This window comes from Shimia sp. R11_0 (genome assembly GCF_017744035.1).
Taxonomy (GTDB): domain Bacteria; phylum Pseudomonadota; class Alphaproteobacteria; order Rhodobacterales; family Rhodobacteraceae; genus Shimia; species Shimia marina.
This window is the reverse complement of the sequence record NZ_JAGHQY010000009.1, coordinates 127461-145701: the sequence shown is the minus strand read 5'-3', so window position 1 is coordinate 145701 and position 18241 is coordinate 127461. Positions and strand designations below refer to the sequence as shown.

Sequence of the window (18241 nt, the reverse complement as noted above, 5' to 3'; positions counted from 1 at the left end):
GGCGGGCCGCGAAATGCCGGTGCTACAGGTCAATCTCAATCACACCGCCAGCCTCTTTGGCCCGGCTCTGACAGAGGATCACCGCACTCTCTCGCTGCTTATTGGACAGCACAAAATCGCGGTGCTCCACCTCACCTGACACCAGCCCGCATTTGCACACCCCACAGATCCCATCGGCGCATTTCACATCCACATGCACGCCGTTCTCCAAAAGCACGTCTGTGGCGATTTTATCTTCTGGAACAAGCAGTTCCCGACCATCCTTGAGCTTCAAAGTGAACTCGAAATTCTCATAATCCGGCTGCTCGGGCACATTGAAATACTCCAGATGCCGCGCCTCCTCCGGGAAGCCCTGTCGCGTGGCCGCCTCCATCACCCCTTCCATGAACCGGTCCGGCCCGCAGGTGTAGACATGCCACCCCGGCTCATACCCATGCAGCACCGCATCCAGATCCGCACGCGTGCCCTTGTCTGAGAAGTGAAACACCACCTTATCCGCCCAGGGCATTGCCTTGAGATCATGGATATATCCTGCCCCATCTTCCCGACTGGCCGAATAGTGCAGCGCAAAATCGCGCCCCAGATCATGCAAGCGATGGGCAAAGGCAATCATTGGCGTAATCCCGATCCCGCCGCCCATCAGAAAGCTCTTCGTCGCCTCTTCGACCAGTTCAAAATGGTTGATCGGCTTGGAGACAAACACCTTGCGCCCCTCACGGAAAATCCGGTGCAGAAAGGCGCTGCCCCCGCGCCCTTGATCCTCCCGCAACACGCCAATCTGATATTTGGAGCGATCCTTGGGGTCGCCCGACATGCTGTATTGGCGCAGGAACTCCGGGGCCACCAACACATCCAGATGCCCCCCGGCGGTCCATTCCGGCAGCTCCGATCCATCCAGGCTTTGGAATTCATATTTCGTCACATCCGCCGTCATCGGCTCCACATGCGAAATTTTCACCTGCACCACCGGTGCATCGGCCGCGTCCGGCACCACATAGCGATCAATCACCGAGGCGTCCCCCGCCGCCAGCCGCAGCTTATATTCATCCGCCGAAATCATCGCCTCATAGGCTTTGATCCCCGCCTCCCGGTCCATCGGAAACGGATAGGGCCACGGATGCGGGGCCAGCGCCGCCGGATAAACCGCCAGCGTTTGATCCTCATATTTCAGGTCCAGATCTTTCTGCAAATCGCGGCGGTTGAGCGGGTGTTTGGTGGGCCGATACGCCCCATCGTCCTCCAACTCAATGTCCCACCACCATTTCTTGACATCATTGAGCCCGCCATTGCCCACCGCATCATCAAGCTTGGCCAAAGGTCTGGCAAGGCTCGGAAAATTGCTTGCGGCCCAGCGGAACGGCGCCTCAGAAAACAGCCCCTCCAAATTCCATGGGCAGGTCTTCATACAGCGGCCACACATCGAGCCACCCGGTGTGCTGATCCGATAGGTTGCGCATTTCTGGCTGTCCGATTTCCAAATCTCATAGCCGTTGAACATCAACTTCGGCCCCGCCGTGATCGCACCCGAGGGGCACTCACGCGCACATTTGTTGCAGTTCTCACAGAAGTTCTGCAGGCCAAAATCAATCGGCAGATCATGCGCCATCGGCATATCCGTGGTCACCGCCCCGGATTTCAGCCGTGGCCCCAGATAGGGATTCAGGATCACCTCGCCAATCCGGCTCACCTCACCCAGACCGGACAAAAGCAACAGCGGCGGCTGCAACACCTCCCCATCCATCACCGTATGCGCCTTGGCCTTATAGCCCAGATTGCGGATCTGCTGCGCCATCACCCCGCCCAACAGCGAAAACCGCAAATAGGCCCGCATGGATTGCGCCACGCTGATCCAGTCATCGCCGGAGGCCCCCTCCATGGTTTCATAGCCCTGATCAATGATCATGCTCACAGCCTGATCATGTTCCGGATGGATCTCTGCGCCTGTGGCATCATGGGAATACCAGGCCCACTTCGGGCATCGGCTCAGCCCCACGGCATCCACGCCCAGAAAATAGCTCGCCGCCTTCAGGTTGGCGGCATTGCATTCGGCATCCGTCGGAGGGGTGACATCGGCGCTCGCCCCATCCTGCAACAACACAAAAGCTCCCAGCGCGCGCCGCTGCGCCATGCTCGGCGCGGCCTTGCGCACGTAGTAGCCGCCCTTTGCCGCATCCTGCAGCGTCTTGCCCATGTCGCCAAATTGCACGCGGGCAAACATATCCGCCCGTTTGGGCACCCGCGCCACATTGGCTTCATCAATATAGGTTGTCGGGCTTTCCACCCGCTTGAGCCGCTCAAAGGGATGGGCCCCATTGACATAATCGCGGTTGCGGAACGGGTCTTGATTGAGCGCCGATTTGGCAAAGCCCTTGCCCAGCCACCACGCCGGCCCCTGCGTCTGAAACCATGGCTGCTGCGCCATCGGGGCCAGTGGGCCATCATGGGCCAGATCCATATCCGTTGTAATCACGGCAAGCCCATAGCCCGCGCCCAGCCAAGGGGCCACCAGTTGCCCCTCTTCACAGCTCACCAACCCCGCTGCCAAAGCCGCCTTGCCCAGATCCACATCTGAGGACGTCGCCGTATGGGCCTTGGCCCCAAAGCCGAGCAGTCGGATGTAGTTGGCAATCACCACCGCCACTTCGGTCGCACGCAGACAGGCCCGGTGATCCTGCGCATTCATAATCCAATCGCTGCCGGGTTCCCCGCGTTCCGGTTCACGGTGATGTTCAATCAGAAAGACCAGGGCGTTCTTATGGTCCTCAATCGAGGATGGCGGGGCCTCCATACTGTCTTTGAGATCCGCCATAATCAGGTCAATACCGGCCGCCAGCGATTTGATCTGCCGCGTGCGCAGATCTTCTGACAGACGCTCAATATCTGGATTGCGCCGGGGCTGCGCAAGCCGCGCGGCAGCAGGCAACGGCCCAATCCCCACCATGGAGGCGTCACTGAAATACCCAAATGATTTCAAATGGTTTGAGCGCTCAATTGGATCATCAGGAATGCCTGAACACACAGGATTCACCAACCCATCGCGCAGCGCGTCCATCATCGCCTGAAACTCGCCCATGGCATTGACAATGCTCTCAGGCTGCTCTGGTCGATGAAAGCTCAGGGCCGCATCACCCGGCGCTTGGCTCAGGTCCGCCTGCGCCTGCCTGACCAGACGCTCCATTGGATACGGGCCAAGATGAACTGGCCGCGCCTTGTCGGAAAAAAACTTAAACCCCATGCTCCCCCCGCGAGAAGCACAACGGCTTCTCTTGTATTTTGGCGTCTCGCTCAGCGCATGGTGAGTGCGCTGCTCCCAGCACCTGCCTCAGGTTTTTGTAACTTTCAACCCAAGACAGTGTGCGACCAAAACACTTTAGGCATAAGGGATGTTAACGCAAGCATTTGCCCAAATCCTGCGCGCTTGCTCACCCTCCGGGAAATAGGAAGTTACGCGGGTCAGCCACCTGAGCGAGCGTCAACTCCCCCTGCAACAAAACCCCACCATGATCGCCAACAATGATCACAATCCCCTGCGCAACCTCAGAAATCTGCAGGTCATCCATGGATTGAATGTCATCATATTCCAGCGAAATCACATCCCGGCCCGGCTCAAAGTCGGTGATGATGTCCCCACTGGCCATGTCATCAAGCTCAAAGGCAAAGGTATCAGAGCCACTCCAGCCGGTCAGCGTGTCCAGATTCGCACCGCCACGCAGCGTGTCCGCGCCCTGCCCGCCATTTAGCGTGTCATTGTCATCCCCGCCCCGCAGGTCGTCATTGCCTTCATTGCCCAGAAGCGTGTCATTTCCCTGATTGCCAGACAGCGTATCATTGCCATCACCTGCCTTCAGGCTGTCTTCGCCCCCATTGCCATAGAGCACATCATCGCCCGCATCACCAAAGAGCGTGTCATCGCCTCGGCCTGCTTCCACCCGATCATTGCCCTCACCGCCCCGGATGGTGTCGAACCCTCCGTTGGCTTCGATCGTGTCATCGCCATCAAGTCCCTGAATAGAGTCATTGCCTTCCCCGGTGGTCAGTTGATCCGCCCCCTCGGTGCCTACGGTCTCAGGCGTTTCCCCGATGGGCGGCGGCGGTGGTGTGTTTTCCGTGAATTCAAACACCATCTGCGTCATCTCATAAGGGTTGAGCCGCAGCGTGAGATCGCCACTGTTCACGTCAATATTGGTCACGGTGGCGCGGGTGTCATGTTCGTTGAAGTAATAGGGTTCCCCATTGATGATGGTCTGCTCCGCCTGAAACAGTTCCCCGCCCTTCTGATAGACCCCGTCCGAACTGCTCGCAGAACGGTCATAGCCCACAACAACCCCTTTGGCGCTGTCAAAGCCATCCACAAGCGCAGTGATATCCAGATCCAGCTCCACAAGTTCATCGGTACGGGAGGCCACCTGCACAACGATCTTGTCATCGCTCTGATAGACCTGCACCTCCATGCGTCCATCATCATTGGAGAATTCCGTCTCCATCAATTCCGTGCCCACAAGTTCTGAGGACATGACATCAAACACCGCACCGCGCACGGAGTTCACAACCCAGCCATCCTCATTGAGGATCGGCATATCCGCCCGCGTGCCTGCCAAATGGCTCGTGGTGTTATGTACCACCGGCCAGCCATGCGCCGCATCCGTGCCCCAGGACACCATATATTCCATCATCTCCGGCAGAATGCCGGCAGCACGAATGCCATTCTGATCAAGGTTCGTGGTGCGGATGTTCCACTCAGTGATGTGCAAATCCAGCTCTTTGTCGAAATTCTCTTCCCAGATCTCATAGTCGTTGGGGATGAAGCCCTGCTCATTGCCATCACCGGTGAAGACATCATAATCGCGCCGGTAGTAGTAATGCTCCACCACCCCATCAATCGCCGCACGCGCCTCCGCAGAGAGCTGATCAATGATCTGCTGATTGGCATCATCCCGACGCTCACCAAAGGGGCGGTCATCGACCGACGTGTGGAACTCACTGCCCTCATTTGGGGTCGCCATCTGCACGATGATGCTCGGCTGATCGTCTTCTTCAACACCCGCGCGTGCCATGCCCTCCGCCAGCGCCCGCGCGGCAATATCGGCTTTCTGACCATAGTTGGTCTCGCCAATCGCCCAGTACTCATTGCCAATCTCAATGGCCTCGATCTGATCCGCGTAGTCCGTGACCATGATCTCCGCAAACCGCGCAATATCATCATAAAGCGCTTCGTACTCTTCCAACGAATAGAGTTTCGTGGCGATCACCATGGTGACCTTCACATCACTGCCCGTGTCATGCGCCGCAATCGCCGCATCCAGCGCGTTCACCACCTCCTCGCGCAGCACCCGCTCGCCATCTTCGTTTTCCACCAGCTCAATCACATTGAGCCAGTCCACGCCCTCATTCTCCCCATCCAGAGAGTCACCCTGTCCCGCCGGGAAGCGGAAGTTTTCCACCTCAAGCGCCCGCACACCTTCCACGTAATTCTCCAGCGGCACACCCGCATCGGTGTTCACGCTGAAAACCGTATTGGCACCAAACATCTGTTGAGAAACCACCTGCCCCGTGCCCTGTACAGAGCGCAGCGCCATGGCGATTTCAGTGGCATCATCCGAGCCCTGATCCGGGTCCACTGGCACCGTGGGATCAGGATCAAGATTGCCAATCCAGAGCTCTGTCTGTTGCAGAATATCGGCAGACATACCGTGCACGATCACCGCCATACGCCCGTCGTACTCCAGGATCGCATCAGTCCCGTTTTCATGCTGATAAACCACAAGGTTATCGGCCACCTCCTGCGCCGAAAGCGCTGTGCCATCTGCGCCCAGAAGCGTCAGGATCTCCACCTGCCCTTCAGAGTTGGAAAACTGATAGGTGAAAATCTCAACAGCCCGGTCGTCATCCTCTGTCGGCACATAGACCTCATAACTGTCCAGCCCCTCCTGGCCGCCGATGATGTCCCCATCATCCGCAATGAAGCGATCGTCCCCTTCGCCGCCCACAGCGAGATCAGGCTGCGATTCCGCCCCCTCTGCCACCGCCGCATGGTCCGTGGTGTCGAGCACGTCATTCCCCGCGTCCCCCTGCAAGAGGTCCTGCCCGCCGCCACCGGTGAGCGTGTCATCCCCATTGCCGCCTGCCAGATAATCATCCAAAACCGCGCCTTCGGTATCGCCAGTCAGCACATCATCCCCTTCAAACCGGCCCGTCAGTTCGGTAGAGAAGTTGCCCATCCAATTGGAGGCCGCCCGGAAATCATCTGCGATATAGCCTTCAATCACGGCCACAACACGCCCATCATAGAGCACGTTGACACCGCTGCCATCTGCCGCATCCTCCAACTCGCCGCCATTGGCAAGCACTTCAGCCCGGCTCAGGATCTCCCCATCCTCATCCAGCAAGGTCAGCAGATCAGAGCTGAGTTCGCCCCCCGGCGGATGAAACAGTTCAAAGTCCGTAACACGCACCGGCGCGCCGCCAACCACCACTTCAAACCGGGTGGCTCCTTCGCCCCCCTGCATCAGATCGCCATCATCGCCAATCAGCCGGTCTGTGCCAGTGCCGCCAATCAACGTGTCAGAGGCCTGATCCAGTGCCAGATCATCCAGCGCGATCAGAATATCATCGCCCTGATCCCCGCGCAGATAATCGCTGCCCGATCCCCCGGTCAGCACATCATCTCCCGGCGAGCCAATCAAGCGGTCATCCCCTTCGCCACCGAAGACAAAGTCGTTGCCGCGGCCGCCCTTCAAAAGGTCATCCCCGCTGCCGCCATTGACAACATCGGTGCCATGCCGTCCAAACACGGTGTCCGCACCCGCATCCCCATTCAGAAGATCGTTGCCGTCATCCGCATCAATAAGGTCATTGCCGCCCCCGCCCGAGATCGTGTCATCATTCACCGTCCCGGTCAGTTGATTGTCGTCATCGTCGCCAACAATCTCTTCTCCCTCAACAGGCGCGGGTTCATCAGGATCCACCGGGTCACCATCACCAGGTGTCTCATCATCAGGATCAGGTGTTTCATCACCCGGCGACGGCTGATCCCCAACATCGTCATCCGTAGGATCAGGCGTCGGTGTTTCATCCCCGGATGTCTCATCATCAGAACCACTATCAGAGGCGTCAACGATGACACCCACAATTGCCAAACTGGCCAGCAACGGCAATAAAATAGTAAGCATGACGCGAACCCCCGAACGCTAAAATGACTTTGGAAAATACCCTCACACCAACCTTAGTCGAAAATACGCGCAAGCCGTTACGTAAAATTTTAGACTTACTGTTTCCAAATCCACGCCAATCTTGAGCCGCCCTGTGAAAGTGTCTGTGAACAGCGCTCGAATCTGAGGGAAAAATCCCCCAAAACGCGCATTGAGGAACAGAACGAACAATTGCGAAAATCAAAAATGCAAGCTATTCTTGCAGAAAATACAGCAAAACCATTGCGGCGATTTTCGATATTATATCTTTAAAATCAAAGATTAACGTGACGAAACCCGCCATCACCAGCCTCAACTACTAAATTATTAGTTGACTGAAAAATGCGCATTTGACAACGTAAGGCATCCGGCCCCTGCGGTCGGTCTACAACCATTTTGGGAGGATAAGATGCGGAAGTATCTTTTCTCCGCAGTGGCGGCTACAGCCGTTATTGCGGGCACACAATCGCTCTACGCCGATGAGGCGGCAGCCAAACGCTGGATCGACGCCGAATTCCAGCCGTCTGCGCTGAGCAAAGATGAGCAAATGAGCGAAATGCAGTGGTTCATCTCTGCTGCACAGCCCTACGCGGGCATGGAAATCAACGTGCTGTCGGAAGGCATTCCGACCCACGGCTACGAAGCCGAAGTTCTGACCAAGGCATTCGAAGAAATCACTGGCATCAAAGTCAACCACCAGATCCTCGGCGAGGGCGAAGTGGTTCAGGCGGTGCAGACCCAGATGCAGACCAAGCGGAACCTCTATGACGGCTACGTCAATGACTCCGACCTGATCGGGACCCACTCCCGTCTGCAACTGGCCTACAACCTGACCGACATGATGGCAGGTGACTGGGCGGCGACCACCTCGCCAACCCTCGATCTGGAAGACTTCATGGGCACCCAGTTCACCACTGGCCCAGATGGCGATCTGTACCAGTTGCCAGACCAGCAATTTGCCAACCTCTACTGGTTCCGCAAAGACTGGTTTGACCGCGAAGACCTGAAAGAACAGTTCAAAGCCAAATACGGCTACGAGCTGGGTGTTCCGGTCAACTGGTCCGCCTATGAAGACATCGCAGAGTTCTTCTCCAAAGATGTCAAAAACATCGATGGCGTCGACATCTACGGCCACATGGACTACGGCAAACGCGCCCCAGACCTTGGCTGGCGCATGACCGACGCATGGCTCTCCATGGCCGGTGCAGGCTCCAAAGGTGAACCAAACGGTGTTCCAATCGACGAGTGGGGCATCCGCATGGAAGCCGGCTCCTGTAACCCAGCTGGTGCATCCGTCACCCGCGGTGGTGCAGCAAACGGTCCAGCAGCGGTCTATGCGATCCGCAAATGGGACGAATGGCTGCGCAACTATGCCCCTCCCGGTGCGGCGTCGTATGACTTCTACCAGTCTCTGCCAGCGCTTGCGCAAGGCAACGTGGCCCAGCAGATCTTCTGGTACACCGCCTTTACCGCAGACATGGTGAAGCCTCAGTCTGAAGGCAACAACACCGTTGACGGCGACGGCAACCCACTGTGGCGCATGGCTCCAAGCCCACACGGCCCTTACTGGGAAAAAGGCCAGAAGGTTGGCTATCAGGACGTTGGCTCCTGGACCTTCCTGAAGTCCACCCCAGCGGACCGCGCACAGGCTGCATGGCTCTATGCTCAGTTCGTGACCTCCAAAACTGTCGACGTGAAGAAATCCCACGTGGGTCTGACCTTCACCCGCGACAGCTCTGTGAACCACGAGAGCTTCACCGAACGCGCCCCCAAACTGGGTGGTCTGGTGGAATTCTATCGTTCTCCTGACCGCAACGCATGGTCCCCGACCGGCGTGAACGTACCTGACTATCCGAAGCTGGCCCAGATCTGGTGGCAGCAAATCGGTGACGTGAACTCCGGTGCCTTCACTCCACAGGAAGCCATGGACCGCCTGGCCGAAGAAATGGACATCACCATGGCGCGCATGCAGCGTGCGGATGAAGCCCAGAACGTCTACGGCGGCTGCGGCCCACGTCTGAACGAAGAGAAAGACGCAGAGTGGTGGTATGCCAACGGCGGCGCCAAGCCAAAGCTGGACAACGAAAAGCCACAGGGCGAGACCGTCAGCTATGACGATCTGATTGCCCGCTGGAACCAGAACTAACTGTTCCTCCAGACCATTCACTCCCCGTGAATTTGGTCAACCGGCCGGGGCTTGCGTGCAACGCCCCGGCCAACTCCCCCTCCTTCCTCCTCCTCCACAGTCTCCTTCGGGGGGCATCCACAAGGATCAATAGGTGCATCCATGGCACTGGAAATAAAGAACATTACCAAGGTTGTTCAGGGTGTGACTCACATCAAACCCACAACCCTGACGTTGAGAAAAGGCCACTTCAACGTGTTGCTGGGTGAAACCGGCGCTGGCAAAACTTCTCTGATCAAAATGATGGCGGGGCTTGACCCGATTGCCGCCGGCCAGATTATTCTGGAAGGCGAAGACGTCACCGCCCTCACCACACAGAAACGCAACATCAGCCTCGTGCACCAGTTCTTTGTGAACTACCCGCACATGACGGTGTTTGAAAACATCGCCTCCCCGCTCAAAGTGGCCGGAATGGCGAAATCGGAAATCGAAGATCGCGTCGCCGAGGCTGCAGATATCCTTCAGCTTGGCCCAATGCTGCACCGCCGCCCACATGAGCTCTCCGGTGGCCAGCAACAGCGCTGCGCCCTCGCCCGCGCGATTGCCAAAGAAAGCCGCGCGGTGTTTCTAGATGAGCCGCTCGCCAACCTCGATTACAAACTGCGCGAAGAGCTGCGTGAGCAGTTGCCAGAACTGTTTGCAGATCGTGGTGCCGTGGTGGTCTATGCCACATCCGAGCCTGAAGAAGCCTTGCTGCTCGGTGGAGAAACCGCCTTGATGGTGGATGGCAACGTGGCCCAGTTTGGCCCCACCGCCGACATCTACCGCGCCCCCGCCTCGCTGACAGCGGCGCGCATCTTCTCTGATCCCCCCATCAACCACGCGCCCGTCACCAAACGTGGCGATGCCATGCATCTGGGCAGCCTCAGCTGGACTGTGAGTGGCGAAGTCGCAGGTCTCGCAGATGGGGATTACATCGTCGCCGTGCGCCCGCACCACGTACTGCCCCATGCCCATGACGGCTCTGATGTGGCGCTCAAAGGTCATGTGGGCGTGACCGAGCTCTCCGGCTCAGAAAGCTCCGCGCATTTTGAGTTTGACGGCAACAGCTGGGTCAGCCTCGCACATGGCACCCACCCCTACCGGATCGGCGAGGATCACGATTTCTATCTGGATCCGACCACCTGTTTCTACTTCGCGCCTGACGGCGCCCGCGTCGGCTGAGGGAAAATTCATGGCGAAAATCACACTCAAAAACCTGCGACACTCCTATTTCCCCGAACCCAAAGGGCCACAGGACTACGCACTGAAAGAAGTTGATCTGGATTGGCAGGACGGCGGTGCCTATGCACTGCTTGGCCCCTCCGGCTGTGGCAAATCCACCCTTCTGAACATCATCTCAGGCCTTCTGGTGCCCTCTGAAGGGCAGATCCTGTTTGACGGTCAGGACGTCACCAAACTGCCCCCCGATCAGCGCAACATCGCGCAGGTATTCCAGTTCCCGGTGATCTACGACACGATGACCGTGCGCGAAAACCTCGCTTTCCCGCTGAAAAACCGTGGTGTGGATCCCGCCACCATCGAAAAGCGCGTGGCAGAGATTGCCGAGATGCTCGAAGTCACCGATATGCTGGATCGCAAAGCGGCTGGCCTGTCTCCGGACAACAAGCAAAAGATCTCCATGGGCCGCGGCCTTGTGCGCGATGACGTGAATGTCGTCATGTTTGACGAACCGCTCACCGTGATCGACCCGCATCTGAAGTGGAAATTGCGCACCAAGCTCAAAGAGCTGCATCAGCGCGTCTCCCACACCATGATCTATGTGACCCACGACCAGACCGAAGCCCTCACCTTCGCCGATCAGGTGGTGGTGATGCAGCTGGGCGAAGTGGTTCAGATCGGCACACCCGAAGAGCTGTTTGAGCGCCCCGCACATACTTTTGTGGGCCACTTCATCGGCTCGCCGGGCATGAATGTGCTGCCCGCCGAAGTCAAAGACGGTCAGGCCTATTTCGAAGGTCAGCCGGTGACGCTGGAAGGCCCAATCGCCTCCGACGTTCCGGGCACTGTGGAAATCGGCATTCGTCCGGAATTTGTCTCTCTGGCAGAAACCGGCATTCCCGCCACGGTCAGCCGCGTCGCGGATGTCGGGCGCCACACTGTGGTTGAGGCCATGGTCGGCGCACATAAGGTTGCCGCCATCCAAAACGGTCCGGCGCCGCAGAAAGGCGACAAGGTGCATCTGCACTTCACCCCGGAACAGACCCGCCTCTATGCCGACGGCTGGATTGCCTCTGAACCCGCGCAAAAGGAGAGCGCAGCATGAGCGGACCCCACCATCATGCCCCGGACCTGATCCGGGGCCTCGCGCAAACAATCACCTTCAGAGAGCAAGTGGTGCAGCCATGAAAACCGAAAACCAAAAAGCCTGGTTCTTTGTGCTGCCAGTGCTGATCCTTGTGGCCTTCAATGCCATCATCCCAATGATGACGGTGGTCAACTACTCAGTTCAGGAAACCTTTGGAGACAACCTCTTCTTCTGGGAAGGCCTGACCTGGTTTGAACAGATCCTGCGCTCTGATCGCTTCCACGCGGCGCTTGGGCGTCAGTTCTTCTTCACCTTCATGATCCTGATCATCGAGATCCCACTGGGCATCGCGATTGCCCTGTCCATGCCACGCAAAGGCTTCTGGGTGCCCGTCTGCCTCGTGCTCATGGCGCTGCCGATGCTGATCCCGTGGAATGTGGTGGGCGCAATGTGGAACATCTTTGCTCTGCCAGACATTGGTCTTCTGGGCTATTTCCTCAACCACGTGCTGGGCATCAACTATGACATGACCCAGGATCCCGTGGCCGCATGGGTGACCATCATCACCATGGATGTGTGGCACTGGACCTCACTGGTGGTGCTTCTGGCCTACGCTGGTCTGGTCTCGATTCCGGATGCCTATTATCAGGCCGCCAAGATCGACGGCGCCTCCAACTGGTCAGTGTTCCGCTTTATCCAACTGCCCAAGATGAAAAGCGTTCTGACCATCGCAATCCTGCTGCGCTTCATGGACAGCTTCAACATCTATACCGAGCCTTTCGTGCTCACAGGTGGTGGCCCCGGCAACTCGACCACCCTCCTGTCCATTGATCTTGTAAAAATCGCTTTGGGTCAGTTTGACCTCGGCCCTGCCGCCGCGATGAGCCTGATCTACTTCGCAATCACCCTCTTTGTGTCCTGGCTGTTCTACACGCTCATGACCAAAGATGACCTGAACTAAGAAAGGACAACGATCATGCAGAAACGATCCATTGTCCCCATCCTCTATATCTTCTTCCTGATGCTGCCGATCTACTGGCTGGTGGCGATGAGCTTCAAAACCACCAATGAGATTCTCTCTGGGTTTTCGCTCTTCCCACAGACCTTCACGCTGGAGGCCTATGTCACGATCTTCACCGATCCCTCCTGGTATTGGGGCTACATCAACTCGATCATCTATGTGTCCCTGAACACGCTGATCTCCATCGCCGTGGCGCTACCAGCTGCCTATGCCTTCAGCCGCTATCGCTTTCTGGGCGACAAGCAGCTGTTCTTCTGGCTGCTGACCAACCGCATGGCGCCGGCCGCTGTCTTCGCCCTGCCCTTCTTTCAGCTCTACTCCGCTGTGGGCCTGTTTGACACGCACTTGGCCGTTGCGCTGGCGCATTGTCTCTTCAACATCCCGCTGGCCGTGTGGATCTTGGAAGGCTTCATGGGCGGCGTGCCAAAGGAGCTGGATGAAACCGCTTATGTGGATGGCTATTCCTTCCCGCGCTTCTTCCTGACGATCTTCATCCCGACGATCAAAGCCGGTGTGGGTGTAGCAGCCTTCTTCTGCTTCATGTTCTCATGGGTGGAACTGCTTCTGGCCAAAACGCTGACTGCTGTGGCCGCCAAGCCAATCGCCGCCACGATGACCAAAACCGCCTCTTCTGCGGGCTATGAGCTGGGCCTGCTGGCGGCCGCCGGTACGCTCACCATCATCCCAGGTGCCATCGTGATCTATTTCGTTCGTAACTACATCGCGAAGGGCTTCGCGATGGGGAGAGTTTGATATGCTGAGCTGGATGGCATGGACCTGGCCCACGGCCGCGATCTTCATCACACTGTTTTCCACCATTGGCCTGCTGGTCTTTCTGGAAATCAAAAACCCCGGCGGGGACGAGCGCAAAGGTGCGCTTGGCCTTGTCACCACCCGAGGCGACCGGCTGTTCCTCACCTGCTTAGGCAGCAGCTTCATCTTTCTCGCATGGCTCGGGCTGATGGGTGAGCCGCTTTGGTGGCCGCTGGGGCTGGCAATCGGCTGGGGCACCTTCTGTTTCTGGAAAGTCTGATCCCCCCGATCCTTGCGAAGATCATCTGAAAACAGGCGCTGACAACAGCGCCTGTTTTTTTGTGCATGATTGCAAAGACGCGACTTATGAGGCTATACTGCGCCTGTCCAAAGCAGCGCCCTCCCTGGGCATCACGCACTGCCAGGGGCGCTCCGGCGCTGCACATCCGGCGCCACAGGCGCCTCCCCTCGTTGCCCATTGCAACCAGAAAAACCGCAGCGTACGTCGCCTTAACGGAAAACCCGCACGCAAAAATCCACCGCTGCAATACAGACGCGAAACCGACGCGATACAGACATCCAAACAAAGGTTAAAAAACCCGCCGCAAAGCGTTGCAGCGGGTCCAAAAAAGAAAATCTGACGTACTTACCAGCTGCGCTGCGCCAATGTATTGAGATGGTTCAGACGGTCCAGGTTGGCCACTGTGCTGAGCATGATCCGCTCGTGGCTCCAATCTTCCGGCTCCGCCAGAGAAACGGCACCAAGCAATACGACACCAGCCATCACAAGCGATAAAAACGCCCCGAAAACAACGGCTTCCTTGGCAGGCTCCGCCTGATGATCCGCAATGGCAACGATCCGGTCTTTCAGCATGGATCGGCGCGACAGAAACGGCACACGACGCCCCACCAGAGGCACACCAAAGGCCGTGGGTTGCTGCTTGGCCGCACTGGTGCCGCGCGCAATTTCCAGCAGACGCAAGGCGTAACCATGCGCGTCAAATCCTTTGCGCGCCAGATAGGCCCGGTCACAGGCCAACTCACCAAGCTTGCGCAACCGACTGGAAAGAAACCAAAAACCAGGATTGAGCACGGCAATGGGAGAGATCAGAGACAGCAAAACCTCCGCATCCACATCCCCTTGCCGAATGTGCTGCAATTCATGCCCCAAAGCCATCTGCACAGCCGCGCGATCCGCGATCAGCGCCTCCGGCAATACGACATAATAGTACCACAAACCACGCGTTGAGAACGGCACGCTGACGCTGGACGTCGCAACCAATCGACAACGCCGCGTGCGTTGAACCACCCGTCCAAATCTCAGTGCATTGCGGATACGTGCAATGTTTACAAAAAGATAGCATGTCCTTGCGATGAAAGCGGCCAAGAAGCCCGCAATCAGAACCTGCGCCGCAGTTGAACTCGCCGTGGCCACCTGAGACATCCATTCAGATTTCAGCGTCAAAATCTGCATCATACGGCTGGCACTGATATCGAGGTTGCCATTGAGCACCTGAGCAACAATCGCATCCGTCGCATTGACGCTGGCCGCATAAGGGGACGTAACAAGATAGGGCGCTACCAACGGCAACACCGCCAAACAGGCGATCACAGCCATGCCCATCCGACGCCGTGTGTAAAAGCTTCTTCGTCGCCCAGAGAGCACCAGTATGCCCTCAAAAGCGCCAAATACACATGCGGCCAAAAGGATCACTAGCTGTATCCAGATCGCCCCCCCTACGATTTGATCAACCGTCATCCTTTCTGATCCTTGTATCGATGATCTCTTTGATTTCCTTGATCATCTCATCTGTCAAATCCTCATTATCCACCAGTCGCGCCACCAGCGCAGTCGGGGTTCCTCCAAACAAGGTCTTTGACAGGTTCTTCAGGCTGCGACCTTCATAGTCGCGTTTCTCAACAGCAGGTGTATATACCAAAGCGCGATCCTTTCGCGACGCGGTTACAAACCCTTTGTCATCCAAAATTTTCATCACAGTTGCCACAGAAGTGTAAGCACGCTGCTGATCTTCCTTCAGCGCCCCCATGATATCGCGCACGGATCCGCCCCCGATTTTCCAGAGGGCGATCATAAATTCCAGCTCAACATCCGTGAGCATCTCACTGCGTCGACGTGCCAATTGGCCACTCCGTAGTTTGTTACTAGGAAATTAGTAAATCAGCCTCTGCTTTTTTCAAAGCAAAATATGCCTCAACGCCTTAAAATCTGATCAAATTCCACAATTGAAGCCCTACCTCCCCAGCAGCAGGATCCGAAACACAGACCACGCTTAAACTTTATCAACTTCTGACTTCTAAAGTGAGGAAACGTTGGCAAAACAAGGCTTTGAAAATGCAATTTGATCCCGCATTTCAACAGAGCTGCAGCATTCCCGTACAGACGTTTCCACCCGAAGAGCGCGCCTTTGTTGAGGCGGAGTATGCGAAACACAAGGTGTTGTTAGAATATGGCAGCGGCGGCTCAACGCTCCTTGCCGCCCAGCAAGATCATCCCCTTGTTATGACAGTGGAAAACGACAAGACTTGGGCGCAAAATATGACACAGACTTTGGCGCAACTTTATCCGGATGCGCCTGTGAAACTTCACTGGGTGGACACCGGCCCGACACAGGCCTGGGGGCGTCCACGCTCAAATGGCGCAGAGCGCGGTTGGAGAAATTACCCCAAATACGCACTGAACATCTGGGACCAACCCTTCTTCCGCCACCCCGATCTGATTTTGATAGATGGCCGCTTTCGAACCGCATGCTTTATGACCGCGCTTATGCGCATCGAGCGCCCGGTCACTGTGCTTTTCGACGACTATGCAAATCGCCGAAGATATCACTGGATAGAGCGACATGCCCCTGTGCAGGAGATGATTGGCCGAATGGCAAAATTTCGCCTCCAGCCCACACAATGGAACGCGAAAGACCTCACCAGAATTCTAACGGCGTTCTTAGATCCAGATTGAACACCTCCCGCGATAGGAGCCTCTCTTCAACGGAGGCCATGCGCCTAAGGCAAATATTCAAAGGTAAATCCATGAGTGGTGCGGGTGAAGAATTTCGAACCCGTTGACGCGGCCTCTTGTATTTCTTTATTTACAGTCACTTACAACTTATCGCAACTTGAAATTTTGGGAATTGTGTGTGCGTTAGTCCCCAAAATGTGTGTGCGCTACTGCCAAAAACAAGGTTAGTGACTTGGTGACGCACTGGTGACGTGCGCCATTATCAATATCAATGCCACGAAAAATGCACGGTGCAATATGGCAGTTCCATTATCTTATCTTGGCGGGTCCATTCGCTGAAATGGCAGTAGCTACCGCCCTTTGCCGTCTCAATGAAGAGATCAAACTTGCCGAGGATTAGGGAAAAAAGTTGCATGGAATTAGCCCTTCAGTAGTAGTTCCGACGCAATGAATAGGAATCCCCGTCAACCCATATAAAACAACCACTTACGGAGCATCTTCGCATGTGGATACGAAGTGAATTGCCCCGCCACCCAAAGAAGGCAGCGGGGCATCTTGGTTAGCTCAGGTCTTCGTTTGACAGCCAGCGCTTAGGCTCAACAGCGGAGACCTCTTTCTGAGCCTTCAATGCGCGCTGATATGCAGCTTCATTCGCCTTCATCTCAGCCCGATTTCGCATTTCTCTTTCAGCTACCTCCGCAACAGTTGGCATTTGGATGCCCCCGAAAGTCGCGCCTGAGGATTGGTTGCACTTGGGATTGTATGAAGTTGTCACGCCTATTTACTCCGCAACACTGAATGTAATGATTTGCTGCTTCACCGCGACCTCCCAAGGAACGGAAGTCCCCGCGATACGAACCCGAAGGCCACCTTCAGGCGCGTCCTCGAAGTCATATCCGGCTTCCGTGAGAAGTTCTTTCATATGGTCAACATCGTATCGGTCAGCCTTGGCCAGATATTCGCCAGCAACACTTTCAAGACCATTTGTCTTGTGATGCACAAAGTAGTTCCGCGCCGCTTCGTTCAATTCGTTTGCGAAGCGGGGATTGTCACGCAGGAACGCTTCAAAGGCGTCATCATTGCCCACACCATGCGCCGACATATGATTCATGGCTTCTTCGTAAGCACCGGACCAGATGGTTTCCAACTTTGTTTGCATCTCATCTGGCTCAATGCCTGCCTTTGAGGCCATACGTTCAATCGTTGGCAGATGCAGGTCGCCGTGGAACAGGACGCTATCAATCGTCTTGTAGATTTCGCCGGGGTTCTGCTCACTCAAGATTTCCTGCATCGCTTCATCCGCGTCCTTCCCAAAGCAGACCTCTGAGGTGTCAACAGGTTGCCGCCCTTCTGTGGCTTGAGTGGTTTCCCTTGGCCGCAATGGGGCAGTTGGGTCTTTCAATACAATTGGCTGAGCCGGGTCCGAGTAAGACCCGTCAGCATTCCGAACAAGCAAGCCAGCATATACAGCAGAACTAATCGACGTTGTCATTCCATCTATTGAGACAATGTCGTTTCCGTTCGGGGTGCGATCTCCAATTGGGCCGCCCTGAGGGGACTTTACGCTCGCCATAATGGAACCCCCAGCGGGCGCTTCTTGCCCCTGTGTATAGGATGCAGGCGTATCCCGATGCACTGGCCCGGTTCCTGTGATTTCTAGACCACCACTACCGACTGTCGTTTGCGGTGCATTCGCGATTGTTTCAGGACATGCTGTTGAAGTGTTTTGCGCGATCTCGCCAGAGGCCGTTACCCAGCCGGAAGCGTTTGTTGATTGTGTCATTTTTGCTCTTTCGATTTTGGTTTTTGGATTGCACAGAACGAATGTTCTGAAAGGTCAAAGAAATTGGACGCCCCGCAGGGGACGCCCAAA

The 18241-nt window shown here is 56.4% G+C and carries 12 protein-coding genes; 7 read left to right on the top strand and 5 right to left on the bottom strand.

Translation table 11 applies throughout. The annotated features are described in order from the left end of the window. Nucleotides 1-22: 22 nt before the first annotated feature. Nucleotides 23-3235 carry a reductive dehalogenase domain-containing protein gene (locus tag J7382_RS17165; protein ID WP_209070220.1) on the bottom strand — a complete coding sequence of 1071 codons (3213 nt, stop codon included), beginning with the start codon at nt 3233-3235 and terminating at the stop codon, nt 23-25. Between the two features lie 187 nt (nt 3236-3422). After that, a complete protein-coding gene (locus J7382_RS17160) occupies nt 3423-7169 on the bottom strand; it encodes a calcium-binding protein (RefSeq protein ID WP_209070219.1) in 3747 nt (1248 codons plus the stop codon). Between the two features lie 427 nt (nt 7170-7596). On the opposite strand from J7382_RS17160, the gene J7382_RS17155 reads away from it, so the two are divergent. The 6 genes from J7382_RS17155 (at nt 7597) to J7382_RS17130 (ending at nt 13674) form a co-directional block, all read left to right on the top strand. Next, nucleotides 7597-9333, top strand: coding sequence for an ABC transporter substrate-binding protein (locus J7382_RS17155; protein ID WP_209070218.1), 1737 nt, complete (start codon nt 7597-7599; stop codon nt 9331-9333). 141 nt (nt 9334-9474) lie between these two features. Then, complete coding sequence (locus J7382_RS17150) at nt 9475-10536, top strand: ABC transporter ATP-binding protein (protein WP_058240574.1); 1062 nt, start codon at nt 9475-9477, stop codon at nt 10534-10536. Between the two features lie 10 nt (nt 10537-10546). Next, entirely contained in the window at nt 10547-11638 is a 1092-nt protein-coding gene (locus J7382_RS17145; RefSeq protein WP_058240573.1) for an ABC transporter ATP-binding protein, read from the top strand. Nucleotides 11639-11717: 79 nt separating this feature from the next. Then, the gene (locus J7382_RS17140) at nt 11718-12581 is read left to right on the top strand and encodes a sugar ABC transporter permease (protein WP_209070217.1); all 864 of its coding nucleotides are present in this window, start codon (nt 11718-11720) and stop codon (nt 12579-12581) included. Between the two features lie 15 nt (nt 12582-12596). Continuing rightward, nucleotides 12597-13394, top strand: a complete 798-nt coding sequence (locus J7382_RS17135; RefSeq protein WP_058240571.1) for a carbohydrate ABC transporter permease — start codon at nt 12597-12599, stop codon at nt 13392-13394. Nucleotide 13395: 1 nt separating this feature from the next. Beyond that, nucleotides 13396-13674 (top strand): DUF2160 domain-containing protein, encoded by a 279-nt coding sequence (locus tag J7382_RS17130; protein ID WP_058240570.1) that lies wholly within the window; start codon nt 13396-13398, stop codon nt 13672-13674. A gap of 366 nt (nt 13675-14040) precedes the next feature. Here J7382_RS17130 and J7382_RS17125 read toward each other — a convergent pair whose 3' ends face one another. Both J7382_RS17125 and J7382_RS17120 read right to left on the bottom strand, forming a co-directional pair. Then, nucleotides 14041-15153: a M56 family metallopeptidase gene (locus J7382_RS17125; protein ID WP_209070216.1), complete on the bottom strand. Its 1113-nt coding sequence runs from the start codon at nt 15151-15153 to the stop codon at nt 14041-14043. Continuing rightward, nucleotides 15143-15514: a BlaI/MecI/CopY family transcriptional regulator gene (locus J7382_RS17120; RefSeq protein WP_058240568.1), complete on the bottom strand. Its 372-nt coding sequence runs from the start codon at nt 15512-15514 to the stop codon at nt 15143-15145. Before J7382_RS17120 ends, J7382_RS17125 begins: the two co-directional genes overlap by 11 nt. A 233-nt stretch (nt 15515-15747) precedes the next feature. Between J7382_RS17120 and J7382_RS17115 the strand changes: the two genes are divergently transcribed. Then, the gene (locus J7382_RS17115; RefSeq protein WP_209070215.1) at nt 15748-16368 is read left to right on the top strand and encodes a hypothetical protein; all 621 of its coding nucleotides are present in this window, start codon (nt 15748-15750) and stop codon (nt 16366-16368) included. A 781-nt stretch (nt 16369-17149) separates the two neighbouring features. On the opposite strand, the gene J7382_RS17110 is transcribed toward J7382_RS17115, so the two are convergent. Continuing rightward, complete coding sequence (locus tag J7382_RS17110) at nt 17150-18151, bottom strand: hypothetical protein (RefSeq protein WP_209070214.1); 1002 nt, start codon at nt 18149-18151, stop codon at nt 17150-17152. Between the last annotated feature and the right edge of the window lie 90 nt (nt 18152-18241).

Bases quoted from the DNA above. Each gene is read 5' to 3' on its own strand.
- J7382_RS17130 (WP_058240570.1), top strand. From the start codon at position 13,396: ATGCTGAGCTGGATGGCATGGACCTGGCCCACGGCCGCGATCTTCATC.
- J7382_RS17140 (WP_209070217.1), top strand. From the start codon at position 11,718: ATGAAAACCGAAAACCAAAAAGCCTGGTTCTTTGTGCTGCCAGTGCTG.
- J7382_RS17150 (WP_058240574.1), top strand. From the start codon at position 9,475: ATGGCACTGGAAATAAAGAACATTACCAAGGTTGTTCAGGGTGTGACT.
- J7382_RS17125 (WP_209070216.1), bottom strand. From the start codon at position 15,153: ATGACGGTTGATCAAATCGTAGGGGGGGCGATCTGGATACAGCTAGTG.
- J7382_RS17145 (WP_058240573.1), top strand. From the start codon at position 10,547: ATGGCGAAAATCACACTCAAAAACCTGCGACACTCCTATTTCCCCGAA.
- J7382_RS17110 (WP_209070214.1), bottom strand. From the start codon at position 18,151: ATGACACAATCAACAAACGCTTCCGGCTGGGTAACGGCCTCTGGCGAG.
- J7382_RS17155 (WP_209070218.1), top strand. From the start codon at position 7,597: ATGCGGAAGTATCTTTTCTCCGCAGTGGCGGCTACAGCCGTTATTGCG.
- J7382_RS17165 (WP_209070220.1), bottom strand. From the start codon at position 3,235: ATGGGGTTTAAGTTTTTTTCCGACAAGGCGCGGCCAGTTCATCTTGGC.
- J7382_RS17135 (WP_058240571.1), top strand. From the start codon at position 12,597: ATGCAGAAACGATCCATTGTCCCCATCCTCTATATCTTCTTCCTGATG.
- J7382_RS17120 (WP_058240568.1), bottom strand. From the start codon at position 15,514: ATGCTCACGGATGTTGAGCTGGAATTTATGATCGCCCTCTGGAAAATC.
- J7382_RS17160 (WP_209070219.1), bottom strand. From the start codon at position 7,169: ATGCTTACTATTTTATTGCCGTTGCTGGCCAGTTTGGCAATTGTGGGT.
- J7382_RS17115 (WP_209070215.1), top strand. From the start codon at position 15,748: ATGCAATTTGATCCCGCATTTCAACAGAGCTGCAGCATTCCCGTACAG.